The sequence below is a fragment of the Streptomyces sp. NPDC006208 genome (assembly GCF_040613775.1).
GTDB lineage: Bacteria > Actinomycetota > Actinomycetes > Streptomycetales > Streptomycetaceae > Streptomyces.
Window position 1 is genome coordinate 1 of record NZ_JBEXSW010000018.1, and the last position, 23,350, is coordinate 23,350.

Annotated in this window: 16 protein-coding genes; 13 read left to right on the forward strand and 3 right to left on the reverse strand. The window is 70.7% G+C overall.

Annotation, left to right across the window (positions count from 1 at the left end; translation table 11 throughout):
* Positions 1–160 precede the first annotated feature (160 nt).
* Positions 161–436 (forward strand): hypothetical protein, encoded by a 276-nt coding sequence (locus ABZ208_RS16580; protein WP_356910191.1) that lies wholly within the window; start codon positions 161–163, stop codon positions 434–436.
* A 34-nt stretch (positions 437–470) separates the two neighbouring features.
* On the opposite strand, the gene ABZ208_RS16585 is transcribed toward ABZ208_RS16580, so the two are convergent.
* Positions 471–1,391: a hypothetical protein gene (locus tag ABZ208_RS16585; protein WP_356910192.1), complete on the reverse strand. Its 921-nt coding sequence runs from the start codon at positions 1,389–1,391 to the stop codon at positions 471–473.
* A 292-nt stretch (positions 1,392–1,683) separates the two neighbouring features.
* On the opposite strand from ABZ208_RS16585, the gene ABZ208_RS16590 reads away from it, so the two are divergent.
* From ABZ208_RS16590 to ABZ208_RS16615, 6 genes are all read left to right on the forward strand, one after another.
* Positions 1,684–3,777: a phosphocholine-specific phospholipase C gene (locus tag ABZ208_RS16590; RefSeq protein WP_356910193.1), complete on the forward strand. Its 2,094-nt coding sequence runs from the start codon at positions 1,684–1,686 to the stop codon at positions 3,775–3,777.
* A gap of 197 nt (positions 3,778–3,974) precedes the next feature.
* Positions 3,975–6,194 (forward strand): MMPL family transporter, encoded by a 2,220-nt coding sequence (locus tag ABZ208_RS16595; protein WP_356910194.1) that lies wholly within the window; start codon positions 3,975–3,977, stop codon positions 6,192–6,194.
* 15 nt (positions 6,195–6,209) lie between these two features.
* Positions 6,210–6,812: a GNAT family protein gene (locus ABZ208_RS16600; RefSeq protein WP_356910195.1), complete on the forward strand. Its 603-nt coding sequence runs from the start codon at positions 6,210–6,212 to the stop codon at positions 6,810–6,812.
* A gap of 27 nt (positions 6,813–6,839) precedes the next feature.
* A complete protein-coding gene (locus ABZ208_RS16605; protein WP_356910196.1) occupies positions 6,840–7,616 on the forward strand; it encodes a GNAT family N-acetyltransferase in 777 nt (258 codons plus the stop codon).
* Between the two features lie 161 nt (positions 7,617–7,777).
* Entirely contained in the window at positions 7,778–7,954 is a 177-nt protein-coding gene (locus ABZ208_RS16610) for a hypothetical protein (protein WP_356910197.1), read from the forward strand.
* Positions 7,955–7,979: 25 nt separating this feature from the next.
* Complete coding sequence (locus ABZ208_RS16615) at positions 7,980–11,108, forward strand: AAA family ATPase (RefSeq protein ID WP_356910198.1); 3,129 nt, start codon at positions 7,980–7,982, stop codon at positions 11,106–11,108.
* Between the two features lie 33 nt (positions 11,109–11,141).
* Here ABZ208_RS16615 and ABZ208_RS16620 read toward each other — a convergent pair whose 3' ends face one another.
* Positions 11,142–12,299 (reverse strand): PQQ-dependent sugar dehydrogenase, encoded by a 1,158-nt coding sequence (locus ABZ208_RS16620; protein ID WP_356910199.1) that lies wholly within the window; start codon positions 12,297–12,299, stop codon positions 11,142–11,144.
* 124 nt (positions 12,300–12,423) lie between these two features.
* Positions 12,424–13,434 carry an aldo/keto reductase gene (locus tag ABZ208_RS16625; RefSeq protein WP_356910200.1) on the reverse strand — a complete coding sequence of 337 codons (1,011 nt, stop codon included), beginning with the start codon at positions 13,432–13,434 and terminating at the stop codon, positions 12,424–12,426.
* Positions 13,435–13,508: 74 nt separating this feature from the next.
* Between ABZ208_RS16625 and ABZ208_RS16630 the strand changes: the two genes are divergently transcribed.
* The 6 genes from ABZ208_RS16630 (at position 13,509) to serA (ending at position 23,347) form a co-directional block, all read left to right on the forward strand.
* Entirely contained in the window at positions 13,509–14,459 is a 951-nt protein-coding gene (locus ABZ208_RS16630) for a 2-hydroxyacid dehydrogenase (protein WP_356910201.1), read from the forward strand.
* Between the two features lie 390 nt (positions 14,460–14,849).
* The gene (locus ABZ208_RS16635; protein ID WP_356910202.1) at positions 14,850–17,675 is read left to right on the forward strand and encodes an EAL domain-containing protein; all 2,826 of its coding nucleotides are present in this window, start codon (positions 14,850–14,852) and stop codon (positions 17,673–17,675) included.
* Between the two features lie 204 nt (positions 17,676–17,879).
* The gene (locus ABZ208_RS16640) at positions 17,880–19,766 is read left to right on the forward strand and encodes an acetolactate synthase large subunit (protein ID WP_356910203.1); all 1,887 of its coding nucleotides are present in this window, start codon (positions 17,880–17,882) and stop codon (positions 19,764–19,766) included.
* A gap of 26 nt (positions 19,767–19,792) precedes the next feature.
* Positions 19,793–20,317, forward strand: coding sequence for an acetolactate synthase small subunit (gene ilvN / locus ABZ208_RS16645; RefSeq protein ID WP_328396109.1), 525 nt, complete (start codon positions 19,793–19,795; stop codon positions 20,315–20,317).
* 95 nt (positions 20,318–20,412) lie between these two features.
* On the forward strand, positions 20,413–21,414 hold the full coding sequence (gene ilvC, locus ABZ208_RS16650; protein ID WP_356910204.1) for a ketol-acid reductoisomerase: 1,002 nt from the start codon (positions 20,413–20,415) through the stop codon (positions 21,412–21,414).
* 328 nt (positions 21,415–21,742) lie between these two features.
* Positions 21,743–23,347: a phosphoglycerate dehydrogenase gene (gene serA / locus ABZ208_RS16655; RefSeq protein ID WP_356910205.1), complete on the forward strand. Its 1,605-nt coding sequence runs from the start codon at positions 21,743–21,745 to the stop codon at positions 23,345–23,347.
* Positions 23,348–23,350 lie beyond the last annotated feature (3 nt).

Genomic DNA, 23,350 nt, shown 5'->3' on the forward strand with positions numbered 1-23,350 from the left:
GGCGCAGGGGGGGCGGGGGCGGGGGCCGGCGCCCCCCGCGAAGGCAAGGGGACGGCCCCGCCGGGGGGGGGGGCCCCCCCGGGCCCCCCCCACCCCTTGGCGTACGCCCCACGTTCGGCACGCCCGTGACCGGAGCGGGGCCGGGGTCGTTGCTCACGGCATGACCACAGCACAGCGTGTACTCGCCGCCATTGCTCTCGCGACCGGCGCCTCGGCCCTTGCCGCCCCCGCCGCCAGCGCGGCAGCCCCGGTCGAGGTGCCGTCCGTCATCGGGCAGCTCGACTCCCTCGCCGCGACCTCGGTGCCGACGGAGCACCGGGCGCAGGTGCCGACCGTCTCCGAGCAGGTCGGTGGCGGGATGAACCGACTGGGCAAGGTGAACCAGCTCACCGGCCAGGCCGCTCCCGCTCTCGGCCTCGCCTCCGCCCTCCGGTAGCGGATCCGGCCTGTCAGTGGCGTACGGCGGCGTGTCAGTGGCGTACGCCCAGGCCCGGGAGCCACATGTCGCCGCGGTCCTTGCAGCTCACATCCCGGGCCCGCAGTTCCTCCGGCTCCCTGGTGCCACGGGCCCGCAGTTCCGTGACCACCAGGCGGGCCAGCGCGGCGGCGTCCGCCCGGTCGGGGTCGGCGAAGTCCGTCTGCCACCAGCCGCGGTCGCAGCTCTGCCAGCCGCGCGCGAGCATCAGCTGTGCCCGCTCCTGGCCGTCCGGCGCGTCGCGGTCGTCGATCGAGGCATGCAGCCCGTCCTCGAGGCTGTACGACACCAGTAGCTGGCGACCGCGGTCCGCCGCGCTCGTGAGGCAGAAGCTCGTCCAGTCCGTCCCCACCTGCACCGCGAGCTGCTCCACCCAGGCCGCGAGGAGCAGCTCCAGCGAACTCTCGACATGATCCAGCCCGGCGGCGAGCCGGCCGCCGGGCCGCGAGGTCGGACGCTCGCCCGGCCCGCCGCGGTCCAACTGCCAGACGTACGGCAGGAAGTCGAAGTCGTGCGGCTCGCCCCCCGTCCACGCGCCGCCCCATTCGAAGGTCCGGTGTTCCTCCTCCTCCAGGACAACGGTGTCATGAACCGACAGCTGAGCCCGCTGCCGGTCACCCGAGAGGAGCACGAGACGTCCGCTGCCGCGCCACCGGACGTTCGGCCCGCCGGACGAGCCCCCGTAGAGCGTGGGTTCGCCGATGCGGGCCACCACTGCCTCGTAGACGGCACGGAAGGCCTCCCGCCGCTCCCGCAGCGATGCGCCCGGCTCGTACACGAGCACCGGGACGGGAGGCCTGCCGATGTGCGGGCCGGCGGTGTCATGGAGCTGCTGGGCGAACTCCGCTGCGTCGGCCGGCGACAGCGTGGGTTGGTCGGTCCCCGTGTGGATCCCCGTATTCTCCATGCCGGCCATGGTGCCAGCCGGCACCGACATTTCCCCCGGGTCTTGCCGACCTAGGCCGATTCCCGCCTGAGTCTTGCCTGTTGGACGTCGTTACGGTAGAGACCGGACGGCCGGCGGGCTCGAAGGAGCCTCGGTACTCGTGGGGGCGTAGCGGGCGAATCATGACATGCCCAGGCCAAAATGGCATGCCGTGGGGCGTCGGGGAACCGCCGGGCGTTCACTGCCACGCCCTTCGCGGGACCGGTTCAGGTCATCCGGTGTCACTAGCGTCCGGCTGCAGTGCTGGAGTCAGGAGGAAACCGTGTCCAAGGACCTTTCACGACGGCGTCTGTTCGCACTCGGCGGCGCCGGTGTCGCCGGCGCGGCGGCAGGATCGCTGCTGCCGCCGTCCCTGCATGCCGCGCTCGCCGCCGGGCCGCCCTCCGGCGGGCTGCGTGCCGTCAGGCATGTGGTGATCCTGATGCAGGAGAACCGGTCCTTCGACCACTACTTCGGCACGCTGCGCGGCGTACGCGGCTTCGGTGACCGCAACGCCGTCGAACTCCCTTCCGGGGAACCGGTCTTCGAGCAGCCGGGGCCGCTCGGCACGGTGCTGCCCTTCCCCGTACGCGACGCCGCCGAGACGCAGCAGAAGGATCTCCAGTACATAGGCGACCTGGACCACTCCTGGAGCGGCGGCGCCAAGGCCTGGCGCCAGGGCTGGATGGACGGCTGGGTGTCGGCCAAGACCGCCGCGACCATGGCGTACTACGACCGGCACGACCTGCCCCTGCACCACGAACTCGCCGACACCTTCACCATCTGCGACGCCTACCACTCCTCCACCCACACCTCGACCAGCCCGAACCGTAACCATCTGTGGAGCGGCTGGACCGGGTACGAGGCCGACGGCAGCCGGGCCGTGACGAACGCCGCGTATGCCGAGGGCACCCACCCCGGCTACCCCTGGCCGACGTACGCCGAGCGCCTGGAGAAAGCCGGCCGCAGCTGGCGGACCTACCAGGAGTGGGAGAACTTCACCGACAACAACATCGAGTTCTTCACCACCTTCAAGACCATCGCCCGCAAGGCCCTGGCGAAGGCCGGCGACTTCACGTACATGGAGGCCTTCTACGCGAAGGTCCGCGACACCGCCGACGCCGCCGAGCGGACCCGGCTGCTCGCCGCGCTGGAGGAGGGGGTGGCCACGCTCACCGAGCAGGAGCGCTCACTCTTCGAGCGCGGGCTGCGCCGTGGTGAGACCGGCACCCTTGCCGAGCAGTTCCGCGCCGACGTCGCCACGGGCCGGCTGCCCGAGGTCTCGTACCTGGTGCCGTCCGCCGTCGACTCCGAGCACCCCGGCGCCTCCTCGCCCATCGCGTCCGCCTCCCTCGTCTACAAGATCCTTGACGCGCTCGCCTCGCACCCTCAGGTGTGGCGGCACACCGTCGTGCTGATCAACTACGACGAGAACGACGGCTTCTTCGACCACGTACCACCGCCCGTGCCGCCCGCCGACAATACCGACGAGCGCTGGCAGGGCCTGCCGACCGGGCTCGGCATCCGCGTTCCGCTGCTCGTCGTGTCGCCGTGGACCGTCGGCGGATACGTGTGCTCCGAGGTCTTCGACCACAGCTCGGTGATCCGGTTCCTCGAGAGGTGGACAGGTGTCGAGGAGCCCAACATCACCCCGTGGCGGCGGGCCGTCACCGGTGATCTGACCTCCGCGTTCGACTTCCGGCGCGGCAGGCCGCAGCCCGAGGTGGAGCAGCCGGGGCAGATCCCGCCGTTCACCGGACGCTGGCGGCCCGTGCCCCCGGCCGTGCAGCGGATGCCCGTCCAGGAGCCGGGCACCCGGCCCGCCCGTCCGCTGCCGTACCGGCCCGACGCGCACGGCGGGGTGACCGGCCGGACCGTCACCGTCTCGCTCAGCAACCGCGGACGTGCGAGCGCGCACTTCGCCCTCTACCCGTACGCCGGCGAGTTCCCCGTCCCGCAGCACAAGGACGTAAGGGGTGAGGCGCAGTGGTCCGTGCCCCTTACCGGCGAGACGTACCGCTTCACGATCACAGGTCCCAACGGGTTCCGCCGCGAGTTCGCCGGCCGGGCTTCCGGCCGGGCCGGGGTCGTGTCGGCCATCGACCACCACGACCGCGACGTGCATCTCACGCTGCGCAACAGCGGCAGCACGCTCCTCACCTACACCGTCCGGCCGCTGGGTTATGTCGATGAGGCGGACCTGCACGGCTGGACCCGGCGGATCACGGTCAAGCCGGGACGCAGCCGCACCGTCGTCCACTCGGCGGCCGACGCGCACGGCTGGTACGACCTCGAGGTGACCGCCGAGGGTGACGCCGGCTTCCGCCGCCGGCTCATGGGGCACATCGAGAACGGCCGGCCCAGCGTGTCGGGCTGAGCGCGGCACGCTGCGGCAGGTGCGCGGGACCCTCCGGGCCGCAGCCCCGGGGTGCCCGCGCATCGCTGTGCTGTGAGTAACCCCACGAAAGGGACAAAGAAGCCTGTTTGGCTGACAGAGTGTCCCTGTATAGGTCAAGTGTTCTTTGCGGGCTGTTCCCGGACAAAGATCCTCGAACCATCCAGGGAGCGGGTCCGTTGGCAGCTGTTGCCCGGTGGTGCGTCAGTCACCGCCTCGTCGTCGTTCTCCTCTGGTTCCTCGCGCTCGGCGGTGTCACGGCCGCCGCGAGCATCGCGGGAACCGCGTACTCCAACGACTACGAGGTCCCGGGCACCGAATCCGGACGCGCGGTCGACCTCCTGAAAAAGGGCTTCCACGGCCAGGGCGGCGACAGCGACACGATCGTCTGGCACACGGCCGACAGCAGCGTCCGTGCCGACCGCGTCGAGCAGCGCATGGACCGGATGCTCGACGCCGTCGCGGAGCTCGACGGGATCGTCTCGGTCACCAGCCCCTACAGCGGCCGGGGCGACGCCCAGATCAGCGCCGACCGGCACACCGCGTACGCCACCGTCACCTTCGACCGCCAGGCCGACGACATCCCCGAGGAGCAGGTCCGGGCACTCGTCGACACCGCCAAGGCCGCCGAGACCGACGCCGTACAGGTCGAGCTGGGCGGCAGCGCCATCGCGCTCACCGAGGCGCCCGGCGGTCACGTCGCCGAGGTCGTCGGCGTGGCTGTCGCCGCCGTCGTCCTCCTGGTCGCCTTCGGCTCCCTGGCCGCCAGCCTGCTGCCCATAGCGACCGCACTGGTGTCCGTCGGTACCGCCTACTCGGGCATCGTGCTGCTGGGCCATGTCATGACCGTCGCCGACTTCGCGCCGATGCTCGGCATGCTGATCGGCCTGGGCGTCGGCATCGACTACGCGCTGTTCATCGTCACCAGACACCGCAAGGGGCTCAAACGCGGTCTCCCGGTGGCCGACGCGGCCCGCGAGGCCGTGACCACCACCGGCCGTGCCGTCGTCTTCGCCGGCGCCACCGTCTGCATCGCGCTGCTCGGCATGCTGATCCTGCGGCTCAACTTCCTGAACGGCGTCGCGATCGCCGCATCGCTCACCGTCGTCCTCACCGTGGCCGCCTCGGTGACGCTGCTGCCCGCCCTGCTCTCCCTCATCGGCATGCGCGCCCTCAGCCGCCGCGAGCGGCAACGACTCATCAGCCACGGACCGCAGCCCGAACTGCCCACCGGCTTCGCCGCCCGCTGGTCCGCCTTCGTGGAACGTCACCCCAAGCTGCTCGGTGGGCTCGCCGCGGTCGTCATGCTCGTACTCGCCCTGCCGACCTTCTCGCTCCACCTCGGCACCTCCGACCAGGGCAACGGACCCGCCACCGCCACCACCCGCCAGGCATACGACCTGCTCGCCGACGGCTTCGGCCCCGGCGTGAACGGCCCGCTCACCCTGGTGGGCCGGCTCGACGGCGCGGACGACCAGGTGGCGATGGACCGGCTGCCGCAAGCGCTGCGCGGCACCGACGGTGTCGCCTCCGTCGGTCCGGTCACATACAACAGCAGTGGCGACACGGCGGTGCTCACCGTCGTGCCGGAGACCTCGCCGCAGTCACGGTCGACGAGCGAACTCGTCGACCGGCTGCGCTCGGACGTCCTGCCCGACACCGAGCGGGGCACCTCGCTCGAGGTGGACGTGGGCGGTGTCACGGCCGGCTACGACGACTTCGCCGAGATCATCGTGGGCAAGCTGCCGCTCTTCGTCGGCGTCGTCATCGCGCTCGGCTGTCTGCTGCTGCTCGTGGCCTTCCGGTCGGTCGGTGTCCCGTTGAAGGCCGCGGTGATGAACGTGGCCGCCGTCGCCTCCGCCTTCGGCGTCGTCGCCGCGATCTTCCAGTGGGGCTGGGGGAGCGAGTTGCTGGGTCTCGGCAGCGCGGGCCCGATCGAACCCTTCCTGCCGGTGATCATGGTCTCGGTGCTCTTCGGGCTCTCCATGGACTACCAGGTCTTCCTGGTGAGCCGGATGTACGAGGAGTGGCTGGAGACCGGTGACAACCGGCGCGCCGTACGGGTCGGCCTCGCCGAGACCAGCCGCGTGATCAACTCCGCGGCCGTGATCATGATTTCGGTCTTCCTCGCCTTCGTCCTCAGCGGCGACCGGGTCATCGCGATGTTCGGCATCGGTCTGGCCGCAGCGGTCGCCCTGGACGCCTTCGTCCTGCGCACGCTGCTGGTACCCGCCCTGATGCACCTGCTCGGCGGCGCGAACTGGTGGCTGCCACGATGGCTCGACCGGTGGCTGCCTCGGATCAGCATCGAGAATCCCGGGAGCCGCGATGCCGCGCATGCGAGGATCCCGGAGCAGAGCGCAAGCCTCGACGGCGAGGACAGCAAGCTCACACCCTGACCACCGAGGAGCGGTATGTTCGCGATCAGCCTGGGCGACGACGGAGCCGAGCTGCGCCCCCTGGAACCGTGGCAGGCCGAGGAGTACTTCGCCCATATCGAGCGCGGGCGTGAGTACATAGGCCGGTACATCGCACTGGCGAGAGTCGCTTCGGACGTGGAATCGGCCCGTGCCTTTCTCCAGTCGTACGCGGACAAGGCGGCCGCCGATGCCGGCCGGATCTACGGCATCTGGCTGGACGGCACGCTCGTCGGCGGCGTGCTCTTCCGCACCCTGGACGTGGCCCTCGGCACCTGCGAGGCGGGCTGCTGGCTGGAACCCTCCGCGGCCGGCCGGGGCCTGGTCACCCGCGCCGCGACGATGATCATCGACTGGGCCGTGGAGCAGCGCGGGATCCACCGGGTGGAGTGGCAGGTGTCGTCCGAGAACAAGGCCAGCATCAACGTGGCCAAGCGGCTCGGGATGACCTACGAGGGCGCACAGCGCGAGAGCTACCTCTACGGCGGCGTACGGCACGACATGGAGATCTGGTCCGTACTGGCCCCGGAATGGCGCGCCCGTCGCGCGGCAAGCGGCACGGACGAGGTCCTGGCGGGAACGGGAAACCACTTGGCGTGAGCCGGGTCCCGCTGCTCGAATGCCCCGGTGAACCGACGCGACACACTCTCACTCTTCGACCGCCAGATGCGCCGCCGCACCGGCTCCGGACGGTCGGCGGCCGTACGGACCGGCGACGTCGTACGCCAGGTCGGTGCCGACGGCGACTGGTGCGGTGTCGTCTGGTCCGGACTCGAGGCGCGTACGGCGGACGCTGCCATCGCCGAGCAGGTGCGGTATTTCACCGCCCTCGGCCGCCCCTTCGAGTGGAAGCTGTACGACTACGACCGGCCCGCCGACCTCGCCGGCCGCCTGCTGAACGCCGGATTCACCCCCGAGCCTGCCGAGACCCTGATGGTTGCCGGGACGAGCGATCTGCCCACCGCCGTCGATCTTCCCGACGGGGTGCGGCTGGAACGGGTGACCGGGCCGGCAGGCATCGACCTCGTGACCGAGGTCCATGAGCGGGCGTTCGGTACCAGCGGCGCCCGGCTGCGCGAACAACTGCTCGCCCAGCTCGCCGACGGCGGCCCGGACACGATCGAGATCACGATCGCGCTGGCGGGCGACCTGCCGGTGAGCTCGGCGCGCCTCGAAGTGCACCCTGGCACCGACTTCGCCGGCCTCTGGGGAGGCGGCACCCACCCGCTGTGGCGCCGTCGGGGCATCTATCGGGCTCTGATCGCCCACCGCGCCCGTATCGCGGCCGACCTGGGCATCAGCTATCTGCAGGTCGACGCCTCGGCGCAGAGCCGGCCGATCCTCGAGCGGCTCGGCTTCGTTGCCCTGGCCACCACCACTCCCTACCTCCATGACCCGCACTGAGCGGGGGGACTTAGGGCGCCCGGCCGACTGCGGTCGCAGGGCCTAAGGCCCCCGGTCACCGGAAGATGCGGCACTCGCCCGATGCGGCGGTACCCCCTGGGAGACGAAGGTTGAGGCATCAGCCGGGGCCGGCAGTGGCCCCGCCCACCAGGAGGTACGAGATGTTCGAGTACGAGATCCAGAAGCTGCGCCAGAACGAACTGATCAGGGAGGCCGACGCCCGGCGCCTCGTCCGCCAGGTGCAAAGAGCACGCCGTGCCGCCAGAGCCTCCGCCAAGAACGCGGGGGAGGACCGGGTGAATCCAGCAGGAACCAGCCGCTACACACGCGCCGCGTGACCCCGGCGTGATGATCGTCATCCCGATGAACGGTCCCACGCCGCCGGACAGCTGTGCGATGCTCGGCAGCGTGGAGACCAGGTCCGTCAGCCCGGTGTTCGTCGGCCGCGCCGGCGAACTGGCCCTGCTGACCGATGCACTTGCCCGAGCCGCCGGCCCGGACACCTCCGGGGCCGGTGGCCCCGGAGGAGAGCCGCAGGCGCTGCTCGTCGGCGGCGAGGCAGGCGTCGGCAAGACCAGACTCGTCGAGGAGTTCATCGGCGAGGCCTGCCGCACGGACGCCGTCGTCGCCGTCGGCGGCTGCGTCGAGATCGGGGCGGACGAACTGCCGTTCGCGGCCTTCTCCACCGCTCTGCGCACCCTGCACCGGCGGCTGCCGGCCGAACTGCTCGCGGCCGCCGCCGGGCAGGAGGACGAACTGGCCCGGCTGCTGCCCGAACTGGGCACATCGGCCACGGGCGGGCAGAGCCGGCACGACGAGGAGGGCATGGCGCGGCTCTTCGAACTCACCGCACGGCTGCTGGAGCGCATCGCCGCCGAACGCGCCGTCGTGCTGGTGCTGGAGGACCTGCACTGGGCCGACGCGTCCACCCGGCACCTGCTCGCCTACCTCTTCCGTACGCTGCGCCGCGGCCGGCTCGTCATCATCGCCACCTACCGCTCCGACGACGTCCACCGGCGCCATCCGCTGCGGCCCTTCCTCGCCGAACTGGACCGGATGCGCACCGTCCAGCGCATCGAACTGACCCGCTTCAACCGCGCCGAGGTACGCCGCCAGATGGCCGGCATCCTCGCCGTGGAGCCCGACCCGGCCCTGGTGGACCGGGTTTTCGACCGCTCCGACGGCAACGCCTTCTTCGTCGAGGAGCTCTCCAGCTGCAGCGGCGGCGACTGCGCCGGCCTGCCCGACTCGCTGCGCGACCTCCTGCTCGTGCGGGTCGAGGCACTGCCGGACGATGCGCAGCGGCTCGCACGGATCGTCGCCGAGGGCGGCTCCACCGTCGAGCACGGCCTGCTGCACGCCGTCGCCGGGCTGAGCGAGGACGACCTCGACGAGGGCCTGAGGGCCGCCGTCGGCGCGAACATCCTGCTCGCCACGCCCGACGGCGACGGCTACCGCTTCCGGCACTCCCTGGCCCGTGAAGCGGTCAGCGACGACCTGCTGCCCGGCGAGCGCTCCCGTCTCAACCGCCGCTATGCCGAGGCACTGGAGGCCGACCCCGGCCTTGTGCGCGAGGCCGAGCGCGCGATGCGACTGGCGACGTACTGGTACCGCGCGCACGACCCCGCCAAGGCGCTGCCCGCCGTGCTCGAGGCCTCCGTCGAGGCCCGGCGGCGTCATGCCTACGCCGAACAACTGCGGCTGCTGGAACGTGCGATGGAGCTGTGGGACAGCGTCCCCGACGACGTGCGCGGCGCACTGCGGCCCGTCGACCACGCCGAGATCTATCCGCCCTGCGGCTGCGACCCCGCCACCACCCCGCTGCGCTATCTCGACCTGATGGCCGAGGCGGCCGTCGCGGGCCGGCTGTCCGGCGAACGCGAACGCGCACTGAAGATCACCAAGCGGGGGCAGCGCCTCGCCGAGGCCGAGGACGACTCGCTCCGCGCCGCCTGGTTCTCGGTCCAGCGCTCCCGGCTGGTCTCGGCACTGGGTCGCGGCGACGGCTGGGCCGAACTGGGCACCGCACAGGACCTTGTACGCGGCCTGCCGCCGTCCACCGTGCACGCCGAGGTCCTCGTGGAAGCGGCGGCCTGGGGCATGACCCACGAACCCGGCCCCGCAAGTCTGGCAACGGCGGAACGCGCCGTGGACCTCGCCCGCATGGTCGGCGAGGAGGACATCGAACTGCATGCCCGCCTCACGCTCGGCAGCCTGATGGCCGACGCCGGCGACGTCGAGGGTGGACTCGCCGAGATGTACGAGGTCAAGAACCGGGTCGTCGCACTCGGTCTGGCCGTCCACATCGGCCGCACCCATGTGAACCTCCCCTCCGTCCTGGAAGGTGTCGGCCGCTCACGCGACGCCCTCGACATCCTCACTGAGGGCATCGACCTCTCGCAGAAGTACAGCCTGTTGGACACCGAGGCCTGGATCCGGATGAATCTGGCCGAGTCCTGCCAATCGCTGGGACGGTGGGACGAGGCGGTCCGGATGGGCGAACGCGCCCTGCAGATCGCCCTCAGTCCCAAACCTCGCGGTCATGCCAGCACCCGCCTCGCCATCCTCGCGCTGGAGCGCGGCGACGTGACGAAGGCAGCGGAGCACCTGCAGGCCGCCTATGGACACTTCGGCGCCAACGACCCCATGCCCCAGGCGAACCTGCCGCTGACGATGATCGCGCTGCAGATCGCCGCGGCCGAGGGGAGGGTGCTCGACGCCCGCGCCGAACTTCGGCACGCCACCGAAGCCGGCTTTCCGCCCGGCACCCAGCGCTACGCCTGGCCCCTGCTGCGCGCCGCCGCCACCCTGGAGGCCGACACGCGGGGACTGCCCGTCGCCGAGCCGGGGCGCGCGGACGCACTGGACCGGATCCGCGGGGCAGCCAGAACGCTCGTCACCGCCGCGCCGGTGTGGACGGCGCACGAGCGCTGGCTGCGCGCCGAGTTGCTGCGCGCCGGCGGGGAGGACACTCCGGTCGACTGGGCGGAGGCCGTGGACGCCTTCACCGGGCTGGACCGCCCTTACGACCTGGCGTGGGTACGGGTGCGCCTGGCCGAGTCCCAGCTGCAGGCCGCCCGTCCCGGCCCGGGGGAGACGGACCGCGCGACGGCTGCCGGACTGCTGCGTCAGGCGCTGGCCACGGCACAGCAGTTGTGCGCCCGCCCCTTGGCCGAGGACATAGCCCTGCTCGCCCAGCGCGCCCGCATCAGCCTCACCGACGACTGCCCCGACCCGTCGGCCGCGGGGGAGCCGCCGGCCGGCGCCCCGGCGCTCGGGCTGACCCCGCGTGAACAGGACGTACTGCGCCTGGTGGCCGCCGGGCACAGCAACCGCCGGATCGCCGAGGAGCTCTACATCTCACCCAAGACCGCGAGCGTCCATGTCTCCAACATCCTTGCCAAGCTCGGCGTATCGGGCCGTGGCGAGGCGGCGGCCATGGCCCACCGGCTGCGCCTCTTCCCGGACCTGGCGAGCGAAGCGGTCTCCTGACGAAGCGGTGCCGGCCAGGAGCCGCTCACCCCGCTACTTCACCTCCAGCAGGAGGATCTTGTCGTCACCCGGCTCGGGTGTGCCCCGGGTGTCCGTCTCGCTCGTCACGAGCCAGAGCCGGCCACCGCCCGCCGGCAGGACGGTCCGCAGGCGGCCGTGCTTCTCGGTCAGGAACGACTGGGGCTCGGCGGAGGGCTGCGCTCCGTCCAGCGGGATACGCCACAGACGCTTGCCCGCCAGCCCCGCCATCCATATCGACCCCTGTGCGTAGGCGATACCGCTCGGCGAGGCGTCCGCCGTCTTCCACTGGGCGACCGGATCGACGAAGCCGTCCTTGCCGCCCTTGCCCTCGACCTCCGGCCAGCCGTAGTTCCTGCCGGGCTCGATCAGATTCAGCTCGTCCCAGGTGTCCTGGCCGAACTCTGCCGCCCACAGTCGCTTCTCGGAGTCCCACGCGAGCCCCTGCACATTGCGGTGGCCGTACGAGTAGACGACGGAATCCGCCTCCGGATTGCCGTGCACCGGCTGACCGTCCGGAGTCATCCGCAGGATCTTGCCGCCCAGCGACTCCTTGTCCTGCGCCAGCCCCGTCTCCCCCGTCTCGCCCGTGCCCGCGTACAGCATCTTGTCCGGGCCGAAGGCGATCCGCCCGCCGTTGTGCACGAAGCCCTTGGGGATGCCTCTGAGGACTGTGTCCGGCGCGCCGAGCTGCTGCCCGGCAGGCTTCTGCTCGTCGTACAGCAGCCGGGCGATGCGATTGTCCGACGCGGTGGTGAAGTACGCGTACACCTGGTGGTCGGAGGCGAACGACGGGGAGACGGCCAGCCCCAGCAGACCGCCCTCGCCGCCCGGCGCGACTCCGGGCACCGAACCGATCACGGTCTTCTTGCCGCCGTCCGCCGCGACGCGGGTGATCGTCCCCTCGTCGCGTGAGGCGACCAGCAGATCGCCGCCGGGCAGCGTGGCCACACCCCAGGGCGACTCGAGATCCTCGGTCAGTACGGACACGACCTCGACGGACCCCTTGGCGGCCGGCAGGTTCGGGTTCGCGGAGGCGCTGGAACCGGTCGCGGTGGGGGAGGCGGCCGGAGCGGAGGAGGTCGTCCCCCTCCTCCCCGCCCCGTTCTTCTCGTCGCCCGAGGAACACCCGGCCGCGAGAACAAGGACGGCGGTGGCCACGAGGGCACTCACAGCAGGACGGTGCACGGTTCTGATCCCTTCGACGGCTGCTCGAGCTGCCTTACTGCCCTTCTTACACCGCAGCCGCCCCTCAGGTTCCCGATCTTGTCAGATCGCTCGGAGGGCGGAGCGCCGATCAGTCCCAGGATCCCTGCGCGGGCGGCAGTCCGGCGATCTCGGCCAGGTCGTACGCCGTGAGTTCCAGCTCCGTGGCCCGGGCGTTCTCGACGGCCCACTCCTCCCGCTTGGCGCCCGGCACCGCCACCACGTGCCGGCCACGTGTCAGTACCCATGCCAGCGCGACCGTCGCCGGCGTGGCCACCGGCCCGTGCCGCTCGGCGATCCGCCGCAGCCCCGCCACCACCGGCTGGTTCGCGGCCATCATCTCGGCGGTGAACCGCGGATGCCGCGCCCGGACATCGTCCGGCTCGAAGCCCTGTCCGGGCGTCAGCGTGCCCGTGAGAAAGCCGTTGCCCAGCGGCATCGCCGCCAGGAACCCCACCCCGCGCGCCTCGCACCACGGCAGCAGCCGCTCCATCGCCTCGGGCGACCACACCGACAGCTCCGCCTGGACCGCACTGACCGGGAACACCTGCTGCACCCGCTCCAGCTGCCGGATCGTTCCTTCGTGCAGATCCGCCCCGGTCCGCGCCCCCGGCCTCCGCATCGCCCGTGCGCCCACCGCGCACATCCCCAACGCCCGTACCTTGCCGGCCCCGACAAGCTCCGCCATCGCGCCCCAGGTCTCCTCGACCGGAACCTCCGGATCGGCACGGTGCAGCTGGTACAGGTCGATCACATCGGTCTGCAGCCGGCGCAGCGACGCGTCACAGGCCCGTTTCACATAGCCGGGCCTGCCGTTGGCGACCACATGCTGATCACCGGCCAGCAGCCCGACCTTCGTCGACACGAACGCGTCCGCCCGTCGCTGCTTCAGCACCCGGCCGACCAGCAGCTCATTGGTGAACGGGCCGTACATGTCAGCGGTGTCCAGCAGGGTCGAGCCGGCGTCGAGCGCTGCGTGAACGGTGCGCAGCGACCGGTCCCCGCGCTGCTGGGAGCTGCTGTAGGCCCAACTCATCGGCATGCAGCCGAGCCCCACGGCGCCCACTTCGAGGGCTCCCGCACCGATTGTCCTGCGCTCCAACTCCCCGTACCCCTCCCTCGACGCACCCAAAGCTAGCCAATGCCACCGGGCAGGCTTCGCATAGCCTCCGGAGCATGACTGCTGATGTGTGGCTCCCTGTCCCGGCCGACGAGATCGAAGGCCTGCCCGATCCCGCCAAGTCGGGTCTCACCTACCGACTCTGGGACGGCGGGCAGGAGTTCCCGGCCGACCCCGCCGACTGCGTCTTCTATGCCGTCCCGTACATGAAGGGCACGGAGGTCGCCGTACGCCCGCTGGCCGCCATGACCTCCGTGCAGGTCGTGCAGACCCTGTCCGCGGGAATCGACCATGTGGTGCCGGGACTCGGCGCGCTGCGGCCCGGCGTGCGCCTGTGCAATGCCAGAGGGGTCCACGAAGCCTCCACCGCCGAGCTCACCCTCGCCCTGATCCTTGCCTCCCTGCGCGGGATCCCCCGCTTTGTGCGGGGCCAGGACCAGGAGGAATGGCACTCCGGCTTCTATCCGGCGCTTGCCGACAAGTCGGTGCTCATCGTCGGGTACGGCTCCATCGGCGCGGCGATCGAGGACCGGCTCGCGCCCTTCGAATGCGCGCGGGTGGCGCGCGTCGCGCGCTCTGCCCGCGCCACGGAGCGCGGAGAAGTGCGCGCACTCGCCGACCTGCCCGTCCTGCTGCCCGACGCGGACGTCGTGATCCTCTCGACCCCGCTCACCGATCGGACGAAAGGCCTGGTCGGCGCGGACTTCCTGGCCCGGATGAAGAACGGCGCCCTGCTGGTCAACGTCGCCCGGGGTCCGGTCGTGGACACAAACGCCCTGCTCGCGGAGGTCGGGAGCGGACGCATCACCGCCGCCCTCGATGTCACCGATCCCGAGCCGCTGCCCGCCGGTCATCCCTTGTGGCACGCGCCCGGCGTGCTGATCAGTCCCCATGTCGGCGGCTCCACCTCGGCGTTCATGCCACGGGCCAAACGCCTGCTGGCACGGCAGCTCACCCGGTTCGCCGCCGACGACCCTGTGGACAACGTGGTGCTCACGACCGGCTGACGATCTCGAATCGCACCCCTTCGATCACTCTTCGAAGTCACTCGGATGCACCGCGTGCCTTGATAGCCACAGGTCGTCACGGAGAGTAGAGGGGCTATGTCCCTGAGTGACGATATTGGTGTATCGTCCCGACCTGGGGGCTGCGCCGAAGCGAGGGGCGGTGCCGTGACGCGAACTGACTGGCGATCACATCAGAGGGGGGCGACGGGCGATGCACGGCCGATGGACCAACGATCCGACGCGGCGGGGCCGCCACCGGCGACCCCAGCGCGCCCCGGCGCGCCGACTCCTTCCGGCACGACGGACACCGCACCTGCCGGAGCGGCCGCAGACACAGGCTGCCGGACCGCCGAAGCGTCCCACGCCGGCAGCGAGGCCGGAGGCGACGCGATGAGCGCGCCCGGGGCGCTGGTGGCGCCGGGCGCCGCCCGGCAGGCCGTCCCGGGATGCGGCACGGGGCTGCTCGCCCGGTTCCTCCTCGTGCTGCTGTGCACCGCCTACGGCGCAGGAGCCGCCCTGGGCTGGGGGTCACGCGAACTGGCGGTGTTCATGGGTGACTTCGGCCTCAGCGCCGCCGCCCTGCTCGCGGCCGTCTCCTGCCTGATGTACGCCCGCACCGAGTCCTGCCGCTTCCGGCCCGCCTGGCTGCTGTTCGCCTTCTCGTCGCTCATGGCCTCGGCGGGGAACGCGGTCTGGGGATGGTACGAGTTCGTGCTCGACCGTGACGTACCGAGCCCGTCCGTCGCCGACCTGTTCTTCCTCTGCTTCGCGCCCCCGGCCATCGTCGGACTGCTCGTGCTCGCCAAGCGCCCGGTGACCAAGGCCGGCTGGGTCTGTCTGGGACTGGACGCCTGGCTGATCGGCGGCTCCCTGCTCACCCTCGCCTGGAGCCTCGCGCTCGCCCACACCGCGCTCGCGCAGGGCGAGAGCGTGGCCCCGGCCGCCCTGACGCTCGCCTACCCGCTGCTCGACATCGTGCTGGTCAGCATGGTCCTCGCACTGCACTTCCGCCGATCGTCGAGCAACCGCTCCGCGGTCAACACCGCGATCGCGGGCCTCGCCCTGACCGTGCTGTGCGACGCCGTGTTCACCTCGCCCCTGCTTCAGGAGAGCTACAAGTCCGGCGAGCTGCTCGACGCGGGCTGGTTCGCGGGTTCGCTGCTGCTCGCCTACGCCCCCTGGGGCGCGCGCCGGGCGGCGGAGGCCGCGCCGCCGCCGCTCCGCAGCCGTCAGCCGAACCGGCCTCTCGCGAGCTCCCTCGCCGCGCTCACGCCGTATCTCGCCGCGGCGGTGTGCACGCTCGGGATTCTCTACAGCGTCGTCGAGGGGCGTCGTGTCGACCGGGTCGTCGTCCTCACCGGCTGCACCGTCGTGCTCGCACTGGTCGTGCGCCAGGGCATCATGCTGCTCGACAACATCGCCCTGACACACGAACTGGCACAGAAGGAGAACCACTTCCGCTCGCTGGTCCAGGGATCGAGCGACGTCATCATGATCGCCGCCTCCACCGGCGTCCTGCGGTACGTCTCGCCCGCGGCGAACGGTGTCTACGGGCGCGACGCCGAGGAGCTCGTCGGCTCCGAGCTTGCCTCGCTGATCCACCCCGAGGACCTCGGCCGCGTCGTCCACGAGGTACGCCGGTTTCTGGCCGCCTGCGCGACGCAGGAACCCACCACCCGGATCGAGTGCCGCTTCCGCTCCGGTGCCGGGGACTGGCTCAATGTGGAGTCCACGATCAGCCGCCATCAGGGCGGCCTGATCCTCAACAGCCGGGACGTCACCGAACGGGTCCGTCTGCAGGCGCAGTTGCAGCACAACGCGGAACACGACCCGCTCACCGATCTGCCCAACCGCGCCCTGTTCACCGAGCGCGTCCGGATGGCCCTCACCGGCCGTCGTACGGGCGATCCCGGAACCGCCGTGCTCTTCATCGACCTCGACGGTTTCAAGGGCGTCAACGACCGCCTGGGCCACCAGGCCGGCGACGAACTGCTGATCCAGGCGGCCCGCAGGCTCGCGGACTCGGTGAGGGCCGGGGACACCGCCGCCCGCCTGGGCGGGGACGAGTTCGCGGCCCTCATCATCGGCGACGGCATCCGGGACCGGTCCGCCCGCGAGCGCCAGGTCCACGAGATCGCCGACCGGCTGCGCCTGACGCTCGCCCAGCCGTACAGCGTCGACGGCCGTGAGGTGCGCGTGGCCGCCTCGATCGGAGTGGCCTTCGCCGAGCCCGCCCAGGGCCCCAACGACCTCATGCGCAACGCCGACCTCGCGATGTACCGCGCCAAGGCCGGCGGCAAGGACCGGGTCGAGCTGTACGCGCCCCAGATGCAGGCCGACGTCGTCCACCGCACCGAGCTCGCCGCCCGGCTGCGCAGCGCACTGCACGACGGAGAGTTCGCCCTGCTCCATCAGCCCGTCGTGAGCCTCGGCACCGGGCGGATCTCGGCCGTCGCCGCCCAGGCCCGCTGGAGGTCCGCCCAGGGGATCCTGTTCACCCCGGCCGAGTTCCTGCGCATCGCCGACGACGGCGACCGCACCGCCGAGCTCGGCCGCTGGCTGCTCGAGGAGGCCGTCGAGCAGGCCGCCGAGCGTGCCCGGGCAGGCCTTCAGGTTCCTGTGTCGGTCCGTCTCACGGGCCGGCTGCTGCTCGACCGGTCCCTGCCGCTCGGCTCCGTCGAGGCCCTGCTGACCCGGCACGAGCTGCCGTCGGGAGCGCTGGTCGTCGAGCTGGCCGACAGCGATCCGCGGATCTCCTTCGACGAGCTGGAGCAGCGACTGGTCGCGCTGCGCAGACTCGGCGTACGGATCGCCCTGGACGGCTTCGGGAGCGGCTATGCGGCGATCAACGCGCTGCGCCGCCTCCCTCTGGACGTGCTGAAACTGGACAGGGGGCTGGTCGAGGGCGTCGTCGAATCGGCGAGACTGCACAAGATCACAAGTGGGCTGCTCCGTATCGCCTGCGATCTCGGTATGCAGTCCGTGGCGGACGGAGTGGACGTGCCGGAGCAGGTGCTGGCCCTGCGGGCGATGGGCTGCACACACGGGCAGGGCATGGCGTTCTCCGGGCCTCTGGACGAGTACCGGCTGCGCCGTGCGCTGGTCCGCGACGAGTACCCCGTACCCGGCACAATGGCCCTGCCGGTCCTGTCCGGCGGGGGGCTCCCGACTCCCCGTTTTGGCTCAAATAATGAGACGCGCGTCCCACCCACTTGACAGTGACCGCGCCACGGGGGGAGGGTCATTGCCATGCGCACCCGAATTCTCGTACTTGAAAAGCGCGTCGGCTGAGCAGAGCCCGTCCACAGGCCCTGCAGACCCTCCCGACGCGCTCCCCTCGCTTGCCTCCCGGCACGAGGGGTTTTTTGTTGCACCGGCACTTACCAAACCCACGCAAAAACCCTCAGCTTCGAGAAGAGAATGCCGATGACCGAGCAGGCCACCGGGGCCCACCATCCGCAGCCGCGGGCCCGTAACGGCGGACAGACCTCCGCCCGCGTTGAGCACGTCACGGGCGCGCAGTCCCTCATTCGCTCTCTCGAGGAAGTAGGGGCCGACACGGTCTTCGGCATCCCGGGCGGAGCCATCCTCCCGGCGTACGACCCGATGATGGACTCGACCAAGGTCCGTCATGTCCTGGTCCGCCACGAGCAGGGTGCCGGGCACGCCGCCACCGGCTACGCCCAGGCGACCGGCAAGGTCGGCGTCTGCATGGCCACCTCCGGCCCCGGCGCGACCAACCTGGTCACCCCGATCGCCGACGCGCACATGGACTCCGTTCCCCTGGTCGCGATCACCGGTCAGGTCGCCTCCAAGGCGATCGGCACGGACGCCTTCCAGGAGGCGGACATCTGCGGCATCACCATGCCGATCACCAAGCACAACTTCCTGGTCACCAAGGCCGACGACATCCCGCGCACCATCGCCGAGGCGTTCCACATCGCCTCGACCGGCCGCCCGGGCCCCGTCCTGGTCGACATCGCCAAGGACGCCCTCCAGGCGCAGACCACGTTCAGCTGGCCGCCGCAGACCGACCTGCCCGGCTACCGCCCGGTGACCAAGCCGCACGCCAAGCAGATCCGCGAGGCCGCAAAGCTGATCACCGCCGCCAAGCGGCCCGTCCTGTACGTCGGCGGCGGTGTCATCAAGGCCGGTGCCACGACCGAGCTGAAGGTTCTCGCCGAGCTCACCGGCGCCCCCGTCACCACCACCCTGATGGCGCTGGGCGCGTTCCCCGACAGCCACCCGCTGCACGTGGGAATGCCGGGCATGCACGGTTCGGTCACCGCCGTCACCGCGCTGCAGAAGGCCGACCTGATCGTCGCCCTCGGCGCTCGCTTCGACGACCGCGTCACCGGCAAGCTGGACAGCTTCGCCCCGTACGCCAAGATCGTCCACGCCGATATCGACCCGGCCGAGATCGGCAAGAACCGCACCGCGGACGTGCCGATCGTCGGTGACGCCCGCGAGGTCATCGCCGACCTGGTCCAGGCCGTCCAGGCCGAGCACAACGACGGCAACACCGGCGACTACAGCGCCTGGTGGAACGACCTCAACCGCTGGCGCGAGACCTACCCGCTCGGCTACGAGAAGCCCGCCGACGGCAGCCTCTCCCCGCAGCAGGTCATCCAGCGCATCGGTGAGCTCGCCCCCGAGAGCACCATCTACGCCGCCGGTGTCGGCCAGCACCAGATGTGGGCAGCCCACTTCATCAACTACGAGAAGCCGGCCACCTGGCTGAACTCGGGCGGTGCCGGAACGATGGGCTACGCGGTCCCGGCCGCGATGGGCGCCAAGGCCGGAGCCCCGGACCGCACGGTCTGGGCGATCGACGGCGACGGCTGCTTCCAGATGACCAACCAGGAGCTCACCACCTGCGCCCTGAACAACATCCCGATCAAGGTCGCGATCATCAACAACGGCGCGCTCGGGATGGTCCGCCAGTGGCAGACCCTCTTCTACAACCAGCGGTACTCCAGCACCGTCCTGCACGCCGACGACACGGGCCACCACGTCGCCGGCTCCCAGGTCGGCGCGAGCACCACGGCGCGCCAGGGCACCCGCGTGCCGGACTTCGTCAAGCTGTCCGAGGCCATGGGCTGCTACGCGATCCGCTGCGAGTCCCCGGACGACCTGGACAAGGTCATCAACGAGGCCAACGCCATCAACGACCGCCCGGTCGTCATCGACTTCATCGTCCACGAGGACGCCCAGGTGTGGCCCATGGTCGCCGCCGGCACCTCCAACGACGAGGTCATGGCCGCCCGCGGCGTCCGTCCCGACTTCGGCGACAACGAAGACGACTGAGAGCCGTAGGAAGAGGAACGACGCACATGTCCAAGCACACGCTCTCCGTCCTGGTGGAGAACACCCCCGGCATCCTGGCCCGGATCGCCGCGCTGTTCTCCCGCCGCGGCTTCAACATCGACTCGCTCGCCGTCGGTGTCACCGAGCACCCCGACATCTCCCGCATCACGATCGTGGTCAACGTCGAGGACCTCCCGCTCGAGCAGGTGACCAAGCAGCTGAACAAGCTGGTCAACGTCCTGAAGATCGTCGAGCTCGAGCCCGCCGCCGCGATCCAGCGCGAACTCGTGCTGGTGAAGGTCCGCGCGGACAACGAGACCCGTTCCCAGGTCATCGAGATCGTCCAGCTGTTCCGCGCCAAGACCGTGGACGTCTCGCCCGAGGCCGTCACGATCGAGGCCACCGGTTCGAGTGACAAGCTCGAGGCGATGCTCAAGATGCTGGAGCAGTTCGGCATCAAGGAGCTCGTCCAGTCCGGCACCATCGCCATAGGGCGCGGCGCCCGCTCCATCACGGACCGCTCCCTGCGGGCGCTGGACCGATCCGCCTAGCGGACCGACGTTCCGCCTGGCGAGACCCCGAAACGTCCACATCCCTCCCCGCCGTACGGTGGGACGCAACACCAGCACTCCAAGGAGATATCCCAGTGGCCGAGCTGTTCTACGACGACGATGCCGACCTGTCCATCATCCAGAACCGCAAGGTCGCGGTCATCGGCTACGGCAGCCAGGGCCACGCCCACGCGCTGTCGCTGCGTGACTCTGGTGTCGACGTCCGGGTCGGTCTGCACGAGGGCTCCAAGTCCAAGGCCAAGGCCGAGGAGCAGGGCCTGCGCGTGGTGACGCCGGCCGAGGCCGCCGCCGAGGCCGACGTCATCATGATCCTCATCCCGGACCCGATCCAGGCCCAGGTCTACGAGGAGTCCGTCAAGGACAACCTGAAGGACGGCGACGCGCTGTTCTTCGCCCACGGTTTCAACATCCGCTTCGGCTTCATCAAGGTCCCGGCCGGTGTGGACGTCGCCCTGGTCGCTCCCAAGGGTCCGGGTCACCTGGTCCGCCGCCAGTACGAAGAGGGCCGTGGCGTCCCGGCGATCGCCGCCGTCGAGCAGGACGCCTCCGGCAACGCGTTCGCCCTGGCGCTCTCGTACGCCAAGGCCATCGGCGGCACCCGCGCCGGCGTCATCAAGACCACCTTCACCGAGGAGACCGAGACCGACCTGTTCGGTGAGCAGGCGGTCCTCTGCGGTGGTACGTCCGCGCTGGTCAAGGCGGGCTTCGAGACCCTGGTCGAGGCCGGCTACCAGCCGGAGATCGCCTACTTCGAGTGCCTCCACGAGCTGAAGCTGATCGTGGACCTCATGTACGAGGGCGGCCTCGAGAAGATGCGCTGGTCGGTCTCCGAGACCGCCGAGTGGGGCGACTACGTCACCGGCCCCCGGATCATCACCGACCAGACCAAGGCCGAGATGAAGAAGGTTCTCACCGAGATCCAGGACGGCACGTTCGCCAAGAACTGGATGGACGAGTACCACGGCGGTCTGAAGAAGTACAACGAGTACAAGACGCAGGACGAGAACCACCTGCTGGAGACCACCGGCAAGGAGCTGCGCAAGCTCATGAGCTGGGTCGACAACGACGAGGCGTGAGCCGTGACGGTGAGGGGGCCAGCCCGGCCCCCTCACCGGCCCGCTCCGCCGGTGCGCTCCAGCCGTTCTCCGGGCCGGTCCCGTGCAATGCGACCACCGGCACGAACCACCAACGGCCCCTTGGACGACCTCGCACCCGGTTCGCCACTCTGTCCAGCCACGGACGGGTGATCCTGCCAAGGAGGCGCAAGATGCATCCCATGGCACCACTACACTCATCAGTACATACGCGTCAGGCCCACAGTGTCGTGCGTCTTCCACGCGGCTAGCCCCTCCACCGCCTGCGGCCGTCGGGACGGCCGTCCGCACTGGACATGTGAGGACTCACGTGAGCTCGGACCCTCGTCAAAAGCCAGTAGTACTCATCGCTGAAGAGCTGTCGCCCGCCACCGTCGACGCCCTGGGACCGGACTTCGAGATCCGGCACTGCAACGGCGCCGACCGTGCCGAGTTGATCCTTGCCGTCGCCGATGTCGACGCGATCCTCGTCCGCTCGGCCACCAAGGTCGACGCCGAGGCCATTGCCGCGGCCAAGAAGCTGCGGGTCGTCGCCCGCGCCGGTGTCGGCCTGGACAACGTGGACGTCTCCGCCGCCACCAAGGCCGGCGTCATGGTCGTCAACGCTCCGACGTCCAACATCGTCACCGCCGCCGAGCTCGCCTGCGGTCTGCTGGTCGCCACCGCGCGTAACATCCCGCAGGCCAACACCGCTCTCAAGAACGGCGAGTGGAAGCGCTCCAAGTACACCGGCGTCGAACTCAGCGAGAAGACCCTCGGTGTCGTCGGCCTCGGCCGCATCGGCGTGCTCGTCGCGCAGCGCATGTCCGCCTTCGGCATGAAGATCGTCGCGTTCGACCCCTACGTACAGCCCGCGCGGGCCGCCCAGATGGGCGTCAAGCTGCTCTCGCTCGACGAGCTGCTCGAGGTCTCCGACTTCATCACCGTCCACCTCCCCAAGACCCCCGAGACGCTCGGCCTGATCGGCGACGAGGCGCTGCACAAGGTCAAGCCGACCGTCCGCATCGTCAACGCCGCCCGTGGCGGCATCGTCGACGAGGAAGCGCTGTACTCGGCGCTCAAGGAGGGCCGGGTCGCCGGCGCCGGTCTGGACGTGTACGCGAAGGAGCCGTGCACCGACTCCCCGCTGTTCGAGCTGGACCAGGTCGTCTGCACCCCGCACCTCGGCGCGTCCACGGACGAGGCGCAGGAGAAGGCCGGTATCGCCGTCGCCCGCTCGGTGCGCCTCGCGCTCGCCGGTGAGCTGGTCCCGGACGCGGTCAACGTCCAGGGCGGTGTCATCGCCGAGGACGTGCGCCCGGGTCTGCCGCTCGCCGAGAAGCTCGGCCGGATCTTCACCGCGCTCGCCGGTGAGGTCGCGGTCCGCCTCGATGTCGAGGTCTACGGCGAGATCACCCAGCACGACGTCAAGGTGCTCGAACTGTCCGCGCTCAAGGGCGTGTTCGAGGACGTCGTCGACGAGACCGTCTCGTATGTGAACGCTCCGCTCTTCGCCCAGGAGCGCGGTGTCGAGGTCCGGCTGACCACCAGCTCGGAGTCCCCGGACCACCGCAATGTCGTCACCGTGCGCGGCACGCTCTCGGGCGGCGAGGAGGTCGCGGTCTCCGGCACGCTGGCCGGCCCCAAGCACCTCCAGAAGATCGTCGCCGTCGGCGACTACGACATCGACCTGGCGCTCGCCGACCACATGGTCGTGGCGCGCTACGAGGACCGTCCCGGTGTCGTCGGCACCGTCGGCCGGATCCTCGGCGAGGCCGGGCTGAACATCGCCGGCATGCAGGTCTCCCGTCAGGAGGAGGGCGGTGAGGCGCTGGTCGTGCTGACCGTCGACGACACCGTGCCGCAGTCCGTGCTCACCGAGATCGCGGAGGAGATCGGTGCCACGTCGGCCCGTTCGGTGAACCTCAACGACTGATCC

Bases quoted from the DNA above. Each gene is read 5' to 3' on its own strand.
- ABZ208_RS16580 (WP_356910191.1), top strand. From the start codon at position 161: ATGACCACAGCACAGCGTGTACTCGCCGCCATTGCTCTCGCGACCGGC.
- ABZ208_RS16585 (WP_356910192.1), bottom strand. From the start codon at position 1,391: ATGGCCGGCATGGAGAATACGGGGATCCACACGGGGACCGACCAACCC.
- ABZ208_RS16600 (WP_356910195.1), top strand. From the start codon at position 6,210: ATGTTCGCGATCAGCCTGGGCGACGACGGAGCCGAGCTGCGCCCCCTG.
- ABZ208_RS16610 (WP_356910197.1), top strand. From the start codon at position 7,778: ATGTTCGAGTACGAGATCCAGAAGCTGCGCCAGAACGAACTGATCAGG.
- ABZ208_RS16615 (WP_356910198.1), top strand. From the start codon at position 7,980: ATGAACGGTCCCACGCCGCCGGACAGCTGTGCGATGCTCGGCAGCGTG.
- ABZ208_RS16630 (WP_356910201.1), top strand. From the start codon at position 13,509: ATGACTGCTGATGTGTGGCTCCCTGTCCCGGCCGACGAGATCGAAGGC.
- ABZ208_RS16635 (WP_356910202.1), top strand. From the start codon at position 14,850: ATGAGCGCGCCCGGGGCGCTGGTGGCGCCGGGCGCCGCCCGGCAGGCC.
- ABZ208_RS16640 (WP_356910203.1), top strand. From the start codon at position 17,880: ATGCCGATGACCGAGCAGGCCACCGGGGCCCACCATCCGCAGCCGCGG.
- ilvN (WP_328396109.1), top strand. From the start codon at position 19,793: ATGTCCAAGCACACGCTCTCCGTCCTGGTGGAGAACACCCCCGGCATC.